Below are 18267 nucleotides of genomic sequence, written 5' to 3' on the forward strand. Positions count from 1 at the left end.
CCGGAGGCTCGGGCTCTGTACAGTTGAGCGGCCGCCGAACTCCGACAGATAAGGTCCCCGCTGGTGCTCAGTGCAGGAAGCCTCCTGGACAACCGCTACCGGTTGGACGACCGCGTCGCCACCGGCGGCATGGGTGACGTCTGGCGAGGTACCGACGTGGTGCTCGGCCGGACCGTAGCCGTCAAAGTGCTGCGCACGGCGATGCTGGAGGACCCGGAGTTCGCCGCCCGCTTCTACGGCGAGGCACGGATGATGGCCGCCTTCCGGCATCCCGGCGTGGTCGAGGTCTACGACTACGCCAGCGACGGCGACTACGAGGGCCCGGAGAAGGTCGCCTATCTGGTGATGGCCTTCGTCGAGGGCGAGCCGCTCTCCGCGCGGGTCAAAGAGGGCCCGATCAGTGTCACCGACACCATGTCGATCGTGGCCCAGGCCGCCGACGCGCTGCACGCCGCCCACGAGAACGGGATCGTGCACCGCGACGTCAAACCCGGCAACCTGATCGTCAAGCCGACCGGCGCGGTGATCCTGGTCGACTTCGGGGTGGCCCGCTCCACCGCGATGACCAGCGTCACCGGTCTCAACGCGATCGTCGGCACCGCGCTCTACATGGCCCCCGAGCAGGTCGCCAAGGGCAACCTGACGCCGGCCACCGACATCTACGCGCTGGGTGCGGTGGCCTACCACTGCATCGCCGGCCGTCCGCCGTTCGACGGTGACAACGCCCTCCAGGTCGCGCTGCGGCACCTGGAGGACGAGCCGGACCCGCTGCCCGATCACGTGCCCTACGAGGTGCGTGACCTGATCGCGCGGGCGATGGCGAAACAGCCCGCCGACCGGTTCCAGAGTGCCGAGGAGTTCGCCCAGGCCGCGTTCGCGGTGGCCGGGCCGATCGACTGGAAACGGCTGACCGGCACCTCCCTGGTCGCCCCGGTGAGCCCGGCGACCCGGGGTGGCACGACCCAGTTCCAGAACCCGGGTGCCTACCAGAACCCCGGCAACCCCGGTAACTACGTCAGCGGGCAGTACCCGGCGGCCAACTACCCGAGCGGCCAGTTCCCGGCCGGCGCGACCCGGCCGATCAGCCCGGCTCCGCCCCGGCCGCTGCCGATGCAGCGCAGCGTCCCCGCCCCACCGGTCTCCCGCCAGTCCGGGAGCCAGCGGGTCCTGATGTTCGCGATCCTGGGACTCTTCCTGGTCGCGGGCGGTCTCGGTGTCGCCTTCGCGTTCACCCCGGACAACACCGAGCAGTCGAAGCCGCCGACCGCCACGGTCCCGGCGGAGGTGCCCGGCCCGGTGGTCTCCGACCTGCCCACCGACGAGGTCTCGCCGTCGGCTGAGGAGGAGGAGCCCGAGCCGGAACCGAGCAAGAGCCGGGTCCAGTCCAAGTCCCCCTCGCCGAGCCCGAAACCCAGCAAGACGTCGCCCTCACCGAGCCCGGCGGCGTCCTCGCCGAGCCCGCCGCCGCCGTCGCCGTCCGAGAGCCCGACGCCGGACCCCACCAGCCCGTCCCCGACGCCGCCGATCATCCCGCCGATCGAGGGCGGCGACGGCTGATCCCCAGCTGTTGTCCCCAGGCGCTGAACCACAGCGGCTGATCCTCAACTGGGCCGGTTCACGGCCGATGGTCCCGGCGGTACGGCGAGCACAGCCGTACCGCGTACGGGAAGAGGGTTGCCGCATGACAGTCCAGACTCCGCCGGAGCCAGGGCACTACCCGACCACCCCGCCCTGGGCGAACCCGGCGGCCCCCGAGCAGCCCCCGGTGCCGCCGCACGAGGCCCCGGTCTACTCCCCGGCGTACAAGCACGGCCAGTTGCTGGTCCGCTTCCCCGGCGAGGTGCACGCGGCCGGGCGGCCCGACGCGCCGTCGTGGCGGCCGGTGATGGTCTGGACCTTCTTCCTCAGCGCGCTGGGCGTGATCTCGGCGCTGCGACGGTCGGCGACGGCCAAGCGGTACGGGCGACGGCGCCGGCCGTACTGGATCGCCTTCGTCGCGTCCCTGCTGGGCGGCGCGGCGTTCTGGACGCTGCTGACGGTCAACGTCGCGATCCCGTACTACGAGTACTACCAGGAGGACCAGATCACGACGGTGGTGCAGGACACCCTGATCGGCGACCGGCGCATCATCAAGCACGTCGGCGCGGTGACGAGTGTCGCCTGCCGGCCGGAGAACGAGCGGAACTCCGACGGGGTGCGCACCTACCTGTGCACCTTCCAGCTCGCCACCGGCAAGAGCAGCGGGATGTACGTGGAGGCCGACGACAAGGGCAACTGGCTGGAAAAGGAGTGAGGCGGGCCGGTGATCCGGCCCGCCCGCACCACCGTCACGTCAGAAGGTGACCGGCGCGCCGTCGCGGACGAGCCGCCAGTTCGGCACGTAGAAGTCGGCCGGGTCGATGGCGCCCTTCGCCTGCGCCCAGTCGATGAGCAGCTGGCGGATCTCCTGCTGGGCGTTGTAGACCTGGGTCTTCACGATGCCGGGGAAGCTGCCGCCGCCGGAGCGCCGGTAGTTGTTCACCGCGACCACGAACTGCGCACCGGCCGCCACGTCCACGCCGCCGATCTGCAGGCGGGTGATCCGGCTGCCGACCGGCTTACTGATGTCGATGTCGTAGTCGACGCCGGAGAACACGTCGTAGTTGTAGTCCGGCACCGACGCGTCGGCGATCGTCTCCGGGTCGACCGGGGCGCCCATCGCGTGGGTGAGGAAGTACTTCGCCGAGTACTCCAGATACGCCTTCACCTCGGCACCGGTCAGCACGACCGCTTCCAGGGTGTTGTCGTAGATGTAGAGCCCCGCCACGTCCTTGATCTTCACGTCGCCCTGCGGGAAGACCGCGGTCCGGCTGAACGGCGCCGCGATCGACAGCACCGGCAGCGACGCGTAGGCGGTCCCGGCCAGTGCCGCCGTGACGGTGTCGGTCTGCACCTTGTTGATGTAGTCCAGGATCGGGGTGTCCTCGTACCGGCTGGTCGCGGCGGACAGTTCCTCGGTCGAGGCGGCGACGACCTGGTTGACGTACGTCACGGTCTTCTCGTGCTGCTTCTTCACCACCGCCAGGACCTTCGGGTCGGCCTCGACCGTGTTGGTGTTCAGCGACGCGGCGGCCTTGGTGGTGATCTTCCACTGGCCTTTGACCCGGGTCAGGGTGAAGTCCATCTTCGTCAGGCGCTGGCCCCACTTCGACGGCTCGGAGAGCAGCACCTGCTCACCGGTCGTCAGGTTGGTGACGAACCGCTCCGGCACCTCGCGGTGCGCGTGCCCGAAGAGGATCGCGTCGATGCCGGGGACCTGCTCGGCGATCAGCGCGGTCGGGTTCTCGTTCGGCAGCTCGGTGCCGTAGCTGGAGGTGCCGCTGTCACCACCGTGCGCGGAGATCAGCACCACGTCGGCGCCGCGGGCCCGCATGATCGGCACCCACTTGGCCGCCGTGGCGATCATGTCGGTGAACGTGATCTTGCCTTCGACGTTGGCCTTGTCCCAGATGGCCGAGCCCGGGTTGGTGAGACCCAGGATCCCGACGCGCAGGGTCGGCGCGTGCCGGCCGAGGGAGACCTTCTTGATGACGTACGGGGTGAACGCCGGCTTGCCGGTCTTGACACTGATCGCGTTCGCAGCCAGCGCCGGGAAGCCGAGCTGACGGATCCACAGGTTCAGCAGTGGCAGACCGTAGTTGAACTCGTGGTTGCCGAGCGTGATGGCGTCGTAGTGCAGCACGTTCATGGCACGCGCCATCGGGTGCTTCTCACCGGTGCTGGTGATCGGCTCCTGTTTAGCGTAGTACGTGGCGAGCGGGGTGCCCTGGATCGTGTCGCCGGCGTCCAGCACCAGGACCGGGCCGGTCGCCTCGGCACGCAACTTGTTCACCAGCGCGGCCAGCTTGGCCACGCCGACGTCGTTGTGGGCGCTGTCGTCGTACTCGGCGTCCTTGTAGTAGTCCCAGTTGTAGACGTTGCCGTGGGTGTCCGAAGTGCCCAGGACAGTCAGCCGGTAGCTGGTCTCCGGCTGCGGCTTCGGCTTACCGGCCTGCGCCGACTCGGAGATCACCAGGGGCGCGGCAACGCCGGCCGCGGTGGCGGCCAGGACACTACGTCGCGATACGGGGGCCATAGTCGGGCCTTTCGACGTCAAAAAAGGGGGATTATCGAAACCAGCACCCTAACCACCGGGAACACGATCGGTCGATCGACGGCGGGTTGCCGGGAGATCAAATCTGGTCTAGTGCCTCGATACCCAGCAGAAACATTCCGGTGTGGAGAGTCCGCGCGGTCAGGTCGGCCAGCCCCAGCCGGCTGGCCCGCACCTGGTCATCGGCCTTCAGCACCGGGCACCGCTCGTAGAACGCCGAGAACGCCGCGGCCAGCCCGTGCAGATATCCGGCGAGCCGATGCGGTTCGGCCAGGGCGGCGGCGGACCGGACGACCGGCTCGAACCCGAGCAGGGCCAGCGCGAGATCCCGTTCGGCGGGTTCACCGATCATCACCACGCCCGGTCCCTCCGCGGTCTTCCGGAAGATCGAGCAGACCCGGGCGTACGCCATCTGAAGGTAGGGGCCGGTGTTGCCGGTGATGGCGAGCATCCGATCCCAGTCGAAGACGTAGTCGCCCCGCCGGTCGCCGGAGAGGTCTGCGTACTTGATCGCGCCGATCCCCAGGGCCGGGGCGCTCGCCCGGGACACCGCCTCGTCCAGCAGCCCGGCCAGTTTGATCGAGTCACCGGCCCGGGACTTCAGCATCTTTCCGTCGGCGCCCAGGATCGACCCGAACCCGATGTGCTCGGCGTGCACCGTGTCCGGCAGCCAGCCCGCCTGCCGGGCCACCGCGAACACCATCTGGAAATGGATCCGCTGCGGAGTGCCGACCACGTAGAGCATCCGGTCCGCACCGATGGTGCCCACCCGGTGCCGAACGGCGGCCAGATCGGTCGCGGCGTACCCGAAACCGCCGTCCGCCTTCCGCACGATCAGTGGCAGCGGGGCGCCGTCCCGTCCGGTGAAACCCGCCGGGAACACACAGAGGGCGCCGTCACTCTCAGTCAGCAGGCCCTGCTCGATCAGGTCGTCGACGACCCCGGCGAGATCGTCCTGGTACGTGCTCTCACCAGCGAAGTCGTCCGGCCCGAGGGTGACGCCGAGCCGCTGGTAGACGTCCAGGAAGTACCGCTCGGACTGCCCGACCAGCGTCCGCCACAACTCCCGGGAGAGCGGGTCGCCGGACTGCAGCGCCACCACCCGCAGCCGGGCCCGGGTCCGGAAGTCGTCGTCACCGTCGAACTTGGCCCGCGCCGACTGATAAAAAGCGGTCAGGTCACCGATCGAATGGCTGCCGTCGCTCGTCTCGGCGTCGAGCAGATGCTCGATCAGCATGCCGAACGGAGTGCCCCAGTCACCGAGATGATTGACCCGGACCACGTCGTGACCCAGCCATTCGTACGTCCGGGCCAGTGCGTCCCCGATGATCGTCGACCGCAGATGGCCGACGTGCATCTCCTTGGCCACGTTCGGCCCGGAGTAGTCGACCACGATCCGCTCCGGCCGGGTCACCGGCGCGACACCCAGCCTCTCGCCGGCCCTGTTCAGCGCCCCGGTGATCAACTCGTCGGTGAGCGTCAGGTTGAGAAACCCCGGGCCGGAGACGGCGACGTCGGCGATCCCGGCCAGGCCGGCCTTCGCGGCCACCTCGGCGGCGATCTCCCGCGGCGGCCGGCCCAGCTCCCGGGCCAGGGCGAGCGGGGCACCGGACTGGAAATCGGCGTGCGGGGAGGCCCGGACCGCCGGATCGACCGGGTGACCGGCGACCGCTTCGAGGGCGGGGGCGAGCCGGTCGTGCAGGAGTGCTTCGAGATTCATGGTCGTGACCTCATCGGTGAGAGACGATGACGGGTCGGACCGGGGGTCACTTCAACCAGCTCCGGCGGGTGTCGACCCGCCGGATGGGAAGCATGACTTCAGCGGCGGCCTGTCGGACGCCGGCGTCGCACGCTGAAGCTGAACACCCGACGACTATAACTCTCCTGGGAGGATCAGATCCATGACCGGGTGGGACGAGGACGGCGACGGAATCCTGCGGTTGCCGTCCGGGCGGCTGGTCCGCGGCCGGGGCCTGCGCCGCGAGATGCCGACCGGGCACGCGCCGCAGTTCGGGGTCTACCTGCTCGGCAAGCCCCCACCGGAGTTCGGCTGGGCCAGCCGGTGGGTGCGGTGGCCCGACTTCTGGTTGCCGCGCGACCGCCCGTACACGGCAATGGTCTTGAAAGAGGCCTTGACCCGCTCCGGCAGTGAGCGTGTCGAACTGGCGTGTTTCGGCGGCGTCGGCCGAACCGGAACCGCCCTGGCCTGCCTGGCGATCCTGGACGGCGTCCCCCCACCCGAGGCGGTGACCTTCATCCGCCGCAACTACCACCACCAGGCAGTCGAGACCCCTTGGCAGAAACGCTTCGTCGCACGATTCCAAAAACTCTGAACTTGTACGGGAAAGTTGTACGAGTAAGATGAGGGCATGGTCGCGGTCAGCATCAGTCAGGCTCGGGAAAACCTCTTCCCCCTCGTCCGCCAGGTGAACGAAGATCACACCGTCGTCGAGATAGTGGCTCGCAACGGTGGCAATGCCGTGCTCATGTCCGCGGAGGACTACGAGTCGCTCCAGGAGACCCTGCACCTGTTCTCCACCCGCGCCAACGCCGCCCACCTCCTGCGAGGGCTCGCCGAGGCCCGCACCGGGTCGGCGGAGATGATCGATCCCGACGAGCTGGCCGCCCGCTTCCACGTCGAGTCCGGGGAATGAAGCTGTCGGTCGCCTCCAGCGCCATGGAGGACCTGGAGTTCTGGGCGACCAGCAACCCCAAGGTCCTGGCTCGCACGATCCGGCTGATCGCGGAGATCACGCGCAACCCGCGCAGTGGAACCGGCAAGCCGGAACGCCTCAAACACGTCTCCGGGGAGGTCTGGTCCCGGCGGATCACCGAGAAGGATCGCCTCGTCTACGACATCCGTGGCGACGTCATCACGGTGGTGGCGTGCCGGTTCCACTACGACGATCATTAGTTTCGGTCAGTTGTTTGAGGAGTTCGGCCAGTCGCTTCGACTCCTTGTGGGTCTGCCAGGCCAGCCAGAGGGTGAGGCCGCCCAAGCCGGTTCCGGTGGCGCCGGCCAGCTGGTCGGCTAAGGTCGGGCCGAGGAAACTGACCGCGAACACCGGGACCGCGATGCTGCCGAGCACCGCGAGCACGCCGATCCGCAGGTGCTTGCCCGCGAGTTGGCGTTCCATCTCCGCCGGACTGGGCTGTCGCGGTGGCGGTTCGGACTCGCGGGCGGCGTAGACGCGCTTGAGGACCTGGTCGGCGACGTACTGGATCACCAGGATCGCGACGGTGACGCCGAGTGAGACATGCCAGCCCTGCAGGCCCGGTGAGGTCATTTCAGCACCTCCTGGATGTCCTGGACGAAGCGCTGGGTCAACGGGTCACCCCGGCGCAGGTAGGCGTACGTGTGCTCCTTGAACCGCTGGGCGAACTCGGCGTAGCGGGGGTGCATCGGGCGGGGCCGGGCGTCCTCGACGGCGTTGCGGACCATCGCCAGGTGCGGCGCGGACAGCTTCAGATCCTCGTCGATGTAGGCGTCCAGGCCGGTGGGCGCGAACCCGTAGGTGGCGAGCAGTTTCTGCGCCGAGGTGTCGGTGAGGAAATTGATCACCTTCTCGGCCGCCACCCGGTGCGGGGTGTCGGTGTCGATCGCCAGGTTCTGGCCGCCGAGGATGCCGGTCGGCAGGCGGCTGAGCCGGATCTCCGCAGTACCGGGTTCGGTGCGTTCGTCCCGGTCGACACTCGGGTACCAGACCGGCCAGTTCCGCATGTAGCGCAGGTTCTCCTGCTTGAACGCCCGGATGGTGTCCTCTTCGTTGGTCCGGGACTGGATCCGGCCGGACCGCAGGGCCTCGGCGAGCGGCTTCAGCGCGCCCTGCCACTGGGTGAGGCTGGTGGAGAGGACACCCTCCTGGTCCAGGATCAGCGGGTCCTGGGCGAGGGCGTGTTCCAGGACGTTTATCACGAACGCCTCGTCGGTCTGTGGGCCGACGGTGTCGAGCTGGCCGATGAAGCCGTTCAGTTTCAGGACGTCACGCAGTTCCGGTTCCGGGTCGGCGACCCGTTTGTCGGTGATCCGGCGGAACAGCATCCCGACGTCACTGTTGAACGGGACCGCCCAGAGCCGGCCGGACTCGTCGTCGGTGCGGCACGCCCGGCGGACCGGGGCGAGCAGGGAGATGTCGTTCTGCGGTTCGATCGGCGTGATCCGGCCGGCTTCGGCGAACCGCTGGATGTGGATGATGTCCAGGTTGTAGATGTCCGCGGGGCTCTCGGTGAACTTCTCGTACTGGTCCTGAGTGGTGCTGTTGATCACCTTGAGGGCGATCGTGATATCCGGGTTCAGCCGATTCCAGAGGTTGATCAGCAGGCTCCGGCCACCGCCGGTCGGTTCGGCACCGGTGGCGAGGGTCAACGTGACCGGGTCGCTACGGGTGTACAGATAGCCGGCAGCGGAGGAGAGCAGTCCGGTGCTCAGGACACCGACCGTGAACGATCGTCGTGAGTAGACCTCCGCCATGTGATTTACGTTACTCCAGTAGCGGATCCGCTGCCCGTCGACCTGGATCCGCACATGGACCGGTACGTTCGCCACGATCAGTGGCGAGGTGTAGTCGTAGAGCAGCGGACGATTGCCGGGCTCCCCCACGTACTTGCGGAACCTGGTCGTGGTGTTGAGGTTCGCCCCCTGCCCCACGTAGTAGGTCTTCAGGTAGTCGTATTCGGCGAAGGCCCCGTTCCGGGTCGTCGCGAAGATGTCCTCGGGTGAGCGGACTTCACGCGCGTTCCAGAACGTGTTCAGGTCGGTGACCTTGTCATTCGGGCCGCCCGCCGCGATCGGGGTCGCGGTGAACTCGATCTCGTACGGGCCAGCGATCTCCTGCACCCCGGCCGACTTGATCACCGCGCCGTCACTGAAAGTGGTCCCGTCGGCGGTCTTCACGAACACCTCGGCGCGGCCGTCGCTGTCCAGGTCGTAGACGGTGACGTTGTCGTCGTTGCGGTACCCGGCCACGTCGCCGTAGCCGCTGATCTCGGCGAGCGGCGGATCGTTGGCGGCGTTGCCGGCGGCCCGGGTGTACGAGTTGACACCCAGGTCCACCCGCCACAGGTTCTTTCCGGCGAGGGTGTACGCCTCCAGGTAGTTGGGCTGGTCGAGGGCGTACGACAGCCGGGAGACGACGATCTCGTAGCGCCGTGCCGGCCGGGCACCGCGACCAGACCGCGGTCCAGCGACTCGACGATTCTCGCCGGCTGAACCGACTTTGAAGTCGAGCGTCCCGGGAATGTCAGAAGTGTGCCATGGTCTTCGCGCCCAGGCGGGCGATGGCAGAACTCTGACACCGACGGCTGACGGAGATCCGCTCACTTACAGGGGATTCACGCTCCGGCCGATGCGGCGGCTACAGAGTTGGAACAGTCAAGAAATGTCAGAGCAATGACGCACGGCCAATCTGCTCTCACACGCATGAACCGCCGTGATCGGAGTTCTCATATATGTCCATCTCCAGCAAGCGCATGCGCACGCTTGTGTCCACGGGCGCCCTCGGGACGGCTCTGGCCCTCGTGCTCGCCGGTTGTGGCGCCAAGGCCGGCGACGAGACGGCCGGCAGCGCGGCTTCCGCCGCACCCAGCTGTGTCGACACCTCCGGCAGCACCGTGAAGCTCGGTTTCCTCAACTCCCTCACCGGCGGCATGGCGATCTCTGAGAAGACCGTCTCCAATGTGCTGCACATGGCCGCCGACGAGATCAACGCCGGTGGTGGCATCCTCGGCAAGAAGATCGAGTACGTCCAGGAGGACGGCGCCACCGACTGGCCGACCTTCGCGGAGAAGACCGAGAAGCTGCTCACCCAGGACTGCGTGGCCGCGATCTTCGGCGGCTGGACCTCGTCCTCCCGCAAGGCCGTCAAGCCGGTCGTCGAGAAGAACAACGGCCTCTTCTTCTACCCGGTGCAGTACGAGGGCCTCGAGTCGTCGCCGAACATCTACTACACCGGTGCGACCACCAACCAGCAGATCATCCCGGCGATGGACTTCCTCGCCGCCCAGGGCGTGAAGAAGCTGTTCCTGGCCGGCAGCGACTACGTCTTCCCGCGCACCGCGAACGCGATCATCAAGCTGTACGCGGCCAAACTCGGCATCGAGATCGTCGGTGAGGAGTACGTGCCGCTGGACAAGGACGACTGGACCAGCCAAGTGGCGAAGATCGTGGCGGCCAAGCCCGACTTCATCTTCAACACCATCAACGGCTCGTCGAACGTCGGCTTCGTCAAGGCGTACTACGACGCCGGCCTCACCGCCGCGACCACGCCGATCATCTCGGTGTCGATCGCCGAGGAGGAGGCCCCGGCGATGGGCCACGAGGTCGCCGGTCAGTACGCGTCCTGGAACTACTTCCAGTCGCTCAAGACCGACACCAACCCGAAGTTCATCGAGAGCTGGAAGGCGTACCCCAACAGCAGCGGGGTCACCTCCGACCCGATGGAGGCCGCGTACATCTCGATGTATCTCTACAAGGCTCTCGTCGAGGCGGCCGGCTCGTTCGACGTCGACGCGGTGAACGCCGCGGCGAAGGCGAAACCCATCACGTTCGACGCACCGGAGGGCAAGGTCACGCTCGACGGCGACAACCACCACATCTCCAAGCCGGGTCACATCGGCAAGATCAACTCCAGCAACCAGTTCGACATCGTCTGGGCCTCCGACAAGTTCATCGAGCCCGACCCGTACCTCGAGGCCTACGACTGGTTCCCGGCCGACATCCGCAAGCAGCTGGTGGACGCGGCGGGCTGATCACCCGCGGGGTCGCGTGCCGCCCACGGCATGCGACCCCTCCCCTCCATCGAGACGCTAGGAAGAGAGTGCACGTGGACGCACTGATCGCACCGCTGCTGAACGGCAGCGCACAGGGGGCGCTGCTCCTGCTGGCCGCGCTGGGCCTCTCGCTCACCTTCGGCCAGATGGGCGTGATCAACATGGCCCACGGCGAGTTCCTCATGCTCGGCGCCTTCGCCGCCTACCTCGTCCAGCAGGTCATCACCGCCAGCGACCTGTCGATCCCGGTCGCGCTGCCGGTCGCGTTCGTCGCCGCCGGCCTGTTCGGCCTCCTGCTGGAGGTCACCATCATCCAGTGGATGTACCGCAGGCCCCTGGACACCCTGCTCGTCACGGTCGGTGTCAGCCTGATCCTGCAGCAGGCGGCACTGCAGATCTTCCCGTCCCAGGGCGTCCCGGTGGAGAAGCCCGGCTGGCTCGACGGGCAGCTGACCGTCCTCGGTTACGCCTGGCCACTCCGGCAGCTGTTCACCATCGTGCTCGCGTCCGCCTGCGTCGCCGCGCTGGCGGCCTGGCTCAAGTACACCTCGTTCGGCCGCCGTATCCGGGCCACCGTGCACAACCGGGACCTCGCCGAGACCTCGGGAATCTCCACCCGCACCATCGACCGCCTGACCTTCTTCACCGGGTCGGGTCTGGCCGGGGTCGCCGGTGTGGCCGCGTCGCTGATCGGCGGCACGAACTCCCAGATGGGCGCGCAGTACATCATCCCGGCCTTCCTCGTCGTCGCCGCCGGTGGCATCGGCCAGCTCAAGGGCACCATCATCGCCGCATGGGCGGTGGGTGTCGCCCTCTCGTACTTCGCCTACTGGACGACCGGCAGCCTGGCGCAGGTATTCGCCTTCATCCTCGTGATCGTCTTCCTGCAGCTGCGCCCGCAGGGCATGTTCACGGTGCGAACCAGGAGTCTGGCATGACCAAGCTGAAGCAATGGACCTCGCTCGGCGGCATCGGGGTGTTCGCCGTCCTGCTCCTCGCGGTCGCTCCGCTCGTGCTCACCGATCACTGGCTCAACAACCTCGGCAAGTACTGCTGCTGGGCCATCGCCGCCGTCGGCATCGGCCTGGCCTGGGGCCGGGGCGGGATGCTCGTGATGGGACAGGGGGTGTTCTTCGCCCTCGGCGCCTACTCGATGGCCATGCATCTCACGCTGGAGTCCGCCGGTGACCGGATCCCGGGGTTCATGGTGCTCTACGATCCGCTCGCGCCGCTTCCGATGTTCTGGGAGCCGTTCCGCAGCGCGGGATTCACCCTGCTGGCGATCGTGCTGCTCCCGGTGGTCGTGGCCGGCATCCTCGGCTACGCGCTGTTCAAGCGCCGGGTGAAGGGCGCGTACTTCGCGATCCTGACGCAGGCACTCGCCGTCGCGCTGGCCACCCTGATCAGCTCCACGATCCGCGAGACCGGCGGTGACACCGGGCTCAGCGACTTCAAGTACTTCTTCGGCTACGTGCTGAACGACCCGGCGAACAAGCTCATGGTGTACCTCATCGCGGCCGCGCTTCTCATCGTGTGCCTGCTCGCGGTGCGGCAGCTCTACCGCAGCCGCTTCGGTGAGCTGCTCGTCGCCACCCGGGACGCCGAGGAGCGTGTGCGCTTCCTCGGTTACGACCCGGCCAACGTCAAGCTCGTCGCCTTCGTCATCTCGGCGCTGATGGCGAGCATCGGCGGAGCGATGTTCGTGCCCATCGTCGGCATCATCACTCCGGCCGAGATCGGCGCCGCCGCCTCGATCCTGATGATCGCGGGTGTCGCCTTCGGCGGCCGCGCCTCGCTCTTCGGCCCGGCGCTCGGCGCGATGGCGGTCGGATGGGGACAGTCGAGCCTCGGTTCGACCTGGCCCGAAGGCTGGACCTACATCCTCGGTCTGCTGTTCATCGTCGTGATCCTGTTCCTGCCGAACGGACTGTCGTCGCTGCCGGCCCGGTTCGCGGCGCGGGCGCGGCGAAGCCCCGATCAGCAACAGCCCGCCGCGGTGCTCCCCGCCCCGGAACTCGAAGAGGTGAAGTCATGACCGACGCTTCGCTCGTTGTCACCGACCTCCACGTCGAGTTCTCCGGCTTCGTCGCGGTCGGCGGCGTCTCCTTCGACGCACACCCCGGCGAGGTCCGGTTCCTCATCGGCCCGAACGGCGCCGGCAAGACGACCTGCATCGACGCCATCACGGGACTGGTCAAGGGCACCGGGTCGGCGAGGCTCGGCGAGAAAGAGCTGCTCGGCAAGCAGGTGCACAAGATCGTCCGCCTCGGGGTCGGCCGCACGTTCCAGACCGCGAGCGTCTTCGACGAGCTCACCGTGCTGCAGAACCTCGACATCGCCGGCGGACGCCACCGCTCGTCGGCCTCGCTGCTGCGGGCCCGGCACGGCATCGACGCGACGATCGAGCAGGCGCTGGAGGAGACCGGGCTCGCCGGTGAGCTCGCCACGCCGGCCGGCGTCCTGTCGCACGGCCAGAAGCAGTGGCTGGAGATCGCGATGCTGCTCGTGCAGGACGCGAAGGTACTGCTGCTCGACGAGCCCGTCGCCGGCATGAGCCAGGACGAGCGCACCGCGACCGGCGAGCTTCTCCAGCGCATCGCGGCGAAGCGGATCGTGGTCGTGGTCGAGCACGACATGGACTTCATGCGCCGCTACGCCACCCGCGTGACCGTGCTGCACCAGGGCAGGGTGCTCTCGCAGGGCGCGGTGGCCGAGGTGCAGGCCGATCCCAAGGTGCAGGAGGTCTACCTCGGCACCGCGGGCGCCGCTACCACGGCCGCCATGGCGGTCGTGCCCGACTCGGCGGCCGGGACACCGAGCCGGACGGAGGACTGACCATGCTGGAACTCACCGACATCGAGGCCGGCTACGGGCGCACGCGGGTGCTGCACGGCGTGACGGTGCCGTCCGGCAACGTGGTGGCCGTGCTCGGCCACAACGGCGCCGGCAAGTCGACCCTGCTGCGACTCGCGATCGGCCTCATCAAGCCGTCGAAGGGCCGGGTGGTGTTCGACGGCGAGGACATCACGTCGCTCGCCCCCAACAAGCGTGTTGCTCGCGGCATGGCCTACGTACCGCAGGGTCAGCAGTCGTTCGGCCAGCTCACGACGCTGGAGAACCTTCAGCTCGTCGCCGACGGCCGCCGGGGCGGCAGGGCCCTGATCGACGCGCAGATGGCGCGCTTCCCCGCACTGGAGCAGTTCGCCAGCCGGAAGGCGGGCCTGCTCTCCGGCGGGCAGCGCCAGCAGCTCGCGATCGCCCGCGCCCTGATCACCGAGCCGAAGCTGCTCATCCTCGACGAGCCGACCGAGGGCATCCAGCCCACGATCGTCGCCGAGATCGAGCAGACCATCATGCAGCTGGCCGGCGAGGGCATCAACGTGCTGCTGGTCGAACAGCACATCGGCTTCGCGCTGGAGGCCGCCGAACGCTACGTCGTGCTCGCCTCGGGCTTCGTCACACAGACTGGAGAGGGTGGCAAGGCGGCCACCTCCACCGTGCGAGCCGCCATGGCGATCTGAGGCGGCATGACTCACACCGGCAATGCTGCCGTAACACCGAACAGTGAATATGCCCTGTGTCGACCGACAATGCGCGCGCGGCAGCAGAGGACAGCCTGGAGGACTACGCGTTCCGCTATGTGCCGCGCACCTTCCGGCGCTGGAGCGCGGCCTCCGTCGGCGCGACCGCCCTCGGGTCCATCGCGTTCCTCGCCGACTTCTCGATCGGCGCGAGCATCGGCATCGACCACGGCACCACCAACGCTGTGCTCGGCATCCTGTTCGCGTCGGTCGTCATCGTCATCGTGGGCGTGCCGGTCGCCTACTACGCCGCCCGCTACAACCTCGACCTCGACCTCATCGCCCGTGGCTCGGGGTTCGGCTACTACGGCTCCATCATCACGACCGTGATCTTCGCGGGCTTCACCTGCATCTTCTTCGCCCTGGAGGGTGCCATCATGGCGCAGGGGCTGCAGATGGCGACGGGGATGCCGTTGTGGCTCGGCTATCTCGTCTCGACCGTCGTGGTGATCCCGATCGTCATCTACGGCATGCGCGCGCTGGAACGCCTGCAGTTCTGGACCACTCCCCTGTGGCTCGCCCTCGCCCTGCTGCCGCTGCTGTGGATCCTCGTCTCCGACCCCGAGGTGGTGCGCGCCTTCACGTCGTTCACCGGCGACTCCGACGGCACGATCAGCCTCGGTGCCGTGTTCTCGAGTGCGGCCGTGTGTTTCGCCCTCACTCCGCAGCTCGCCGAGCAGATCGACTATCTCCGGGCCATGCCGCCGCGCACGCCGTCGAACGCCCGCTCGTGGTGGACGTGGTTCGCGTTCGCCGGTCCGGGCTGGGTCGTCTTCAGCGGCACCAAGCAGGTGATCGGGGTGTTTCTCGCCGTCTACCTGCTCGTCCGGGTCGACCCCGGTCTCGGGCACCAGGCGACCGAACCGGTCAAGCAGTTCGTCGTGATGTACCAGACCCTCGTCCCCGACTGGCTGGCGATCGTTCTCGCCCTGGTGCTCGTCGTGGTCGCACAGGTGAAGATCAACGTGACGAACGCGTACTCGGGCTCGCTCGCGTGGTCGAACGTCTTCACCCGGATGGCCAAGCACTACCCGGGTCGCTCGATCTTCGTGCTGTTCAATCTCGTGATCGCGTACGTGCTCATGATGCTCGACGTCTTCACCCTCATCTCCTTCGTGTTGAGCCTCTACGCGAACGTCGTCATGGCGTGGCTGGTGACGATCGCCACCGATATCGCGATCAACAAGTGGGTGCTGCACATCTCGCCGCGTTTCCCCGAGTTCCGACGCGGCATGCTGCACGACTGGAACCCGGTCGGGCTCGTGTCGGTGGGGCTCGCCTCGGTGCTGTCACTGCTCGCGTTCGCCGGAGTGTTCGGCGCCTCCGTCAAGCCGTTCTCGGTGCTCATCGCAATCGGTGTCGCGGTGGTGGCCACGCCGGTCATGGCTCTCGCCACACGGGGGCGCTACTACCTGCGCCGCCACACCGACGGCATCGACTCCCCCCGGTTCGACGAGCACGGCAACCCCTCGGGCGAGCGGCTCCGCTGTCATGTCACCGGATACACCTTCGAACGGCCGGATATGCTGGCCTCGGCTGAGAGGGGACCGCACGGCGAGGTGCAGTACGTCTCGTCGCTGGCGCTCACGCTCGACGACTCCGATCGCTTCGTGCTCCCGCCGGAAGTCACCGGGCCCTCGCACTGGGCGGCCGCCCGAAAGAGGGGGACGTGATGGAGGAGCCGGTCGACACCGCGACCGCGATTCTCGCGAGCGCCGCGGTGCTGCTGCGTGAGCGCACGTTCGACGACATCTCCTATCGTGCCCTCGCCGATGAGGTCGGTATCTCGGAACGCACGATCTACCGGCAGTACCCCACGCGGGCGCACCTGCTCGCCGCGCTCTCGAACTGGCTGGAGCAGGCCTTCTTCCCGCTGCCGCCGTTCGTGACCGTGTCCGACTTCTGTGCCGCGGTGCACGAACGCTTCCGTGCTTTCGACGCGTTGCCCGCGTACGCGTACGTCGGCGCGCGGGCGTCCGCGATCTCGCCGACGATCGACATCGAGCCGGCTTACATCACGCGGGCGATCGAGGCGATGCTCGACGTGGCGGCGCCGACGCTCAACCGGCGGGACCGGCGGCGGGTCGCGGCGTCCCTGCGCTATTTCTCGTCGGCGATGTTCTGGGCTCGGCTGCGCACGGGCTTCGACCTGGACGCCGGCGAGATCTGCGACGCGTTCGACCGCGCGGTGGGCACCGTGCTCGCGAGGCTGCCCGAGGCGACGTGGGCGACGCCGTGACCGAGTCCCCGGCGCTGAGCGGCACGCAGACGGCGATCCTCGCCGCCTACACCGAACTGATCGAGGAACTCGGCAGCGACGACGTGTCGTACCGGGTCATCGCGCGCCGGGCCGGTATCGCCGAGCGCACGGTGTTCCGCAACTATCCCACGCGCGTGGATCTGCTGCTGGCGACCGCGGCCTGGATCGAGGCGACGCTGTTCGCCCGCGAACAGTCGCACTCGATCTTCGACATCCCGCTCGCGATCCGTGAGGCGATGCGGCGGTACGACGCACGGCCGGAGCTGGCGCACGTAGTCGCCGAGACGGCGATGCGCGGGGTGAGCGGCGCGGCACCGTCACCCGGCCGGGCGCAGCTCGAACGGCTGCTGGACGCCGAGGTGCCGTCCCTCGATCCGGCGCAGCGCCGGGCCGTCGTCGCAGCGCTGTCGCACCTCGACTCCGTCGGGGCCTGGGTGACGTTCCGCCGCGAGTTCGGGATGGACCGGCGTGACATCGCCGACGCCGCCGCGTGGGCGGCGGAGGCGGTACTCGACGACATCCGCGACCGCGTCGCCCCGGTCACCACGTGAAGCGGCCGCGTCACCCGGTCACCATGTGAAGCGACCGGGGTAGACCACGTCGGCCAGCACTTTCTGCCCCGCGGCGTTGGGGTGGAAGTAGTCGTACTGACTCAGCTCGTCCACATCGAAGCGCACCCGGTGAGCCGCACCGCCGTCCCACTTGCACTTGCTGCCGTACGCCTTGCAGGCCTGTCGTAGTTGGGTGTTGTAGTCGTCGATCCGGTCCCGGACCTTCTCACGCCGCTGGCGGTCGGGAGCCGCGGTGGAGGTCGGCGCGGCCAGCATGGACGGACAGATCCCGCCCTTGCTCCACACTTCGACCGCCTTGTCGTTCGACCTGCCGACCTGCCAGAGCCGGTACAGGTCGGGGATGCTGACCACCAGCACCCGCGCCTTGGGCAGGCCTTTCTTCAGCCGGGCCAGGCCCTCGTCGACCTCGTCGCGGAAGCGGGCCACCGGTGTCATGTCCTGGACCCGGCCGGAACACGCGTCGTTCGCACCGATCAGGACGGTCACGTAGTCGGGTTTCCGCTCGACCGCCAGGCGGGCCTGCCCGTCCAGCGCGTCGGCCTCGGCGCCCGGTTCGGCGACGTTGACGGCCTTGCCTCTGATCTTGGTGTTCTTGTCGAGGATCCGCTGGTAGTGGCTCTGGATGGCGGAGTTGCCGCCGGTGGACCAGGAGTTGCGGGTGCAGCCCAGATAGGCCAGGCAGCTGCCCAGTCCAGCGGTGATCGAATCGCCGAGGGCGACCATCGACGCCGGGTAACCGGTGGCCGGTTTGGCGCTCGTCTTGGTGGGCTGGGGTGCGGCGTTGCCGGCTCCGTCGCAGGCCAGAGCGAAGACGGCCAGGACGGCGAGAAGGGCGACATGCCAACGGCGCATCATCATCCGCCAATCACTTAAGGTTCCGAAGACATTACCATCTGTCACTTCTTGCACAGAGCCCGCTGGGCACGAGCACAGTTCCGGCCCAGCCTGCCTCCC

18 protein-coding genes are annotated in these 18267 nt (G+C 68.1%); 13 read left to right on the forward strand and 5 right to left on the reverse strand.

Annotation, left to right across the window (positions count from 1 at the left end; all coding sequences use genetic code 11):
• Positions 1 to 63 precede the first annotated feature (63 nt).
• Both BLU81_RS26155 and BLU81_RS26160 read left to right on the forward strand, forming a co-directional pair.
• The gene (locus BLU81_RS26155; RefSeq protein WP_092547100.1) at positions 64 to 1557 is read left to right on the forward strand and encodes a serine/threonine-protein kinase; all 1494 of its coding nucleotides are present in this window, start codon (positions 64 to 66) and stop codon (positions 1555 to 1557) included.
• A gap of 124 nt (positions 1558 to 1681) precedes the next feature.
• A complete protein-coding gene (locus BLU81_RS26160; protein WP_092547101.1) occupies positions 1682 to 2293 on the forward strand; it encodes an ECF transporter S component in 612 nt (203 codons plus the stop codon).
• A 39-nt stretch (positions 2294 to 2332) separates the two neighbouring features.
• Here the strand turns inward: BLU81_RS26160 and BLU81_RS26165 are convergent, their stop codons facing one another.
• Positions 2333 to 4114 (reverse strand): bifunctional metallophosphatase/5'-nucleotidase, encoded by a 1782-nt coding sequence (locus BLU81_RS26165; RefSeq protein ID WP_092547102.1) that lies wholly within the window; start codon positions 4112 to 4114, stop codon positions 2333 to 2335.
• Positions 4115 to 4211: 97 nt separating this feature from the next.
• Positions 4212 to 5852: an arginine--tRNA ligase gene (gene argS / locus BLU81_RS26170; protein WP_092547103.1), complete on the reverse strand. Its 1641-nt coding sequence runs from the start codon at positions 5850 to 5852 to the stop codon at positions 4212 to 4214.
• A 181-nt stretch (positions 5853 to 6033) separates the two neighbouring features.
• On the opposite strand from argS, the gene BLU81_RS26175 reads away from it, so the two are divergent.
• Genes BLU81_RS26175 through BLU81_RS26185 form a run of 3 tightly spaced genes read left to right on the forward strand, consistent with a single transcriptional unit; the run spans position 6034 to position 7046 of the window.
• Positions 6034 to 6465: a protein-tyrosine phosphatase family protein gene (locus BLU81_RS26175; RefSeq protein WP_092547104.1), complete on the forward strand. Its 432-nt coding sequence runs from the start codon at positions 6034 to 6036 to the stop codon at positions 6463 to 6465.
• Positions 6466 to 6501: 36 nt separating this feature from the next.
• On the forward strand, positions 6502 to 6786 hold the full coding sequence (locus BLU81_RS26180; RefSeq protein ID WP_092547105.1) for a type II toxin-antitoxin system Phd/YefM family antitoxin: 285 nt from the start codon (positions 6502 to 6504) through the stop codon (positions 6784 to 6786).
• On the forward strand, positions 6783 to 7046 hold the full coding sequence (locus BLU81_RS26185; RefSeq protein ID WP_092547106.1) for a Txe/YoeB family addiction module toxin: 264 nt from the start codon (positions 6783 to 6785) through the stop codon (positions 7044 to 7046). The genes BLU81_RS26180 and BLU81_RS26185 overlap by 4 nt, the downstream gene beginning before the upstream one ends.
• On the opposite strand, the gene BLU81_RS26190 is transcribed toward BLU81_RS26185, so the two are convergent.
• Positions 7006 to 7419 (reverse strand): hypothetical protein, encoded by a 414-nt coding sequence (locus tag BLU81_RS26190; protein WP_092547107.1) that lies wholly within the window; start codon positions 7417 to 7419, stop codon positions 7006 to 7008. The two genes, BLU81_RS26185 and BLU81_RS26190, sit on opposite strands and share 41 nt — an antisense overlap.
• A complete protein-coding gene (locus BLU81_RS50890; RefSeq protein WP_231953513.1) occupies positions 7416 to 9452 on the reverse strand; it encodes a DUF6250 domain-containing protein in 2037 nt (678 codons plus the stop codon). The genes BLU81_RS26190 and BLU81_RS50890 overlap by 4 nt, the downstream gene beginning before the upstream one ends.
• 149 nt (positions 9453 to 9601) lie before the next feature.
• Here BLU81_RS50890 and urtA point away from each other — a divergent pair, with 149 nt between their 5' ends.
• The 8 genes from urtA (at position 9602) to BLU81_RS26235 (ending at position 17292) form a co-directional block, all read left to right on the forward strand.
• Positions 9602 to 10879 carry an urea ABC transporter substrate-binding protein gene (gene urtA, locus BLU81_RS26200; protein WP_231953514.1) on the forward strand — a complete coding sequence of 426 codons (1278 nt, stop codon included), beginning with the start codon at positions 9602 to 9604 and terminating at the stop codon, positions 10877 to 10879.
• Positions 10880 to 10953: 74 nt separating this feature from the next.
• A complete protein-coding gene (gene urtB, locus BLU81_RS26205; protein ID WP_092547109.1) occupies positions 10954 to 11838 on the forward strand; it encodes an urea ABC transporter permease subunit UrtB in 885 nt (294 codons plus the stop codon).
• Complete coding sequence (gene urtC, locus BLU81_RS26210; RefSeq protein ID WP_092547110.1) at positions 11835 to 12935, forward strand: urea ABC transporter permease subunit UrtC; 1101 nt, start codon at positions 11835 to 11837, stop codon at positions 12933 to 12935. The genes urtB and urtC overlap by 4 nt, the downstream gene beginning before the upstream one ends.
• Positions 12932 to 13735 carry an urea ABC transporter ATP-binding protein UrtD gene (gene urtD / locus BLU81_RS26215; protein WP_092547111.1) on the forward strand — a complete coding sequence of 268 codons (804 nt, stop codon included), beginning with the start codon at positions 12932 to 12934 and terminating at the stop codon, positions 13733 to 13735. Before urtC ends, urtD begins: the two co-directional genes overlap by 4 nt.
• A gap of 2 nt (positions 13736 to 13737) precedes the next feature.
• Positions 13738 to 14421 carry an ATP-binding cassette domain-containing protein gene (locus BLU81_RS26220; RefSeq protein WP_092547112.1) on the forward strand — a complete coding sequence of 228 codons (684 nt, stop codon included), beginning with the start codon at positions 13738 to 13740 and terminating at the stop codon, positions 14419 to 14421.
• Positions 14422 to 14477: 56 nt separating this feature from the next.
• On the forward strand, positions 14478 to 16154 hold the full coding sequence (locus BLU81_RS26225; protein WP_197685982.1) for a purine-cytosine permease family protein: 1677 nt from the start codon (positions 14478 to 14480) through the stop codon (positions 16152 to 16154).
• Entirely contained in the window at positions 16154 to 16720 is a 567-nt protein-coding gene (locus BLU81_RS26230) for a TetR/AcrR family transcriptional regulator (RefSeq protein WP_092547114.1), read from the forward strand. The genes BLU81_RS26225 and BLU81_RS26230 overlap by 1 nt, the downstream gene beginning before the upstream one ends.
• Complete coding sequence (locus BLU81_RS26235; RefSeq protein WP_197685984.1) at positions 16717 to 17292, forward strand: TetR/AcrR family transcriptional regulator; 576 nt, start codon at positions 16717 to 16719, stop codon at positions 17290 to 17292. The genes BLU81_RS26230 and BLU81_RS26235 overlap by 4 nt, the downstream gene beginning before the upstream one ends.
• Positions 17293 to 17310: 18 nt before the next feature.
• On the opposite strand, the gene BLU81_RS26240 is transcribed toward BLU81_RS26235, so the two are convergent.
• Complete coding sequence (locus BLU81_RS26240; protein ID WP_092557650.1) at positions 17311 to 18168, reverse strand: SGNH/GDSL hydrolase family protein; 858 nt, start codon at positions 18166 to 18168, stop codon at positions 17311 to 17313.
• Positions 18169 to 18267 lie beyond the last annotated feature (99 nt).

Origin of the sequence: Actinoplanes derwentensis, assembly GCF_900104725.1 — a bacterium.
In the GTDB taxonomy this organism is placed as follows: domain Bacteria; phylum Actinomycetota; class Actinomycetes; order Mycobacteriales; family Micromonosporaceae; genus Actinoplanes; species Actinoplanes derwentensis.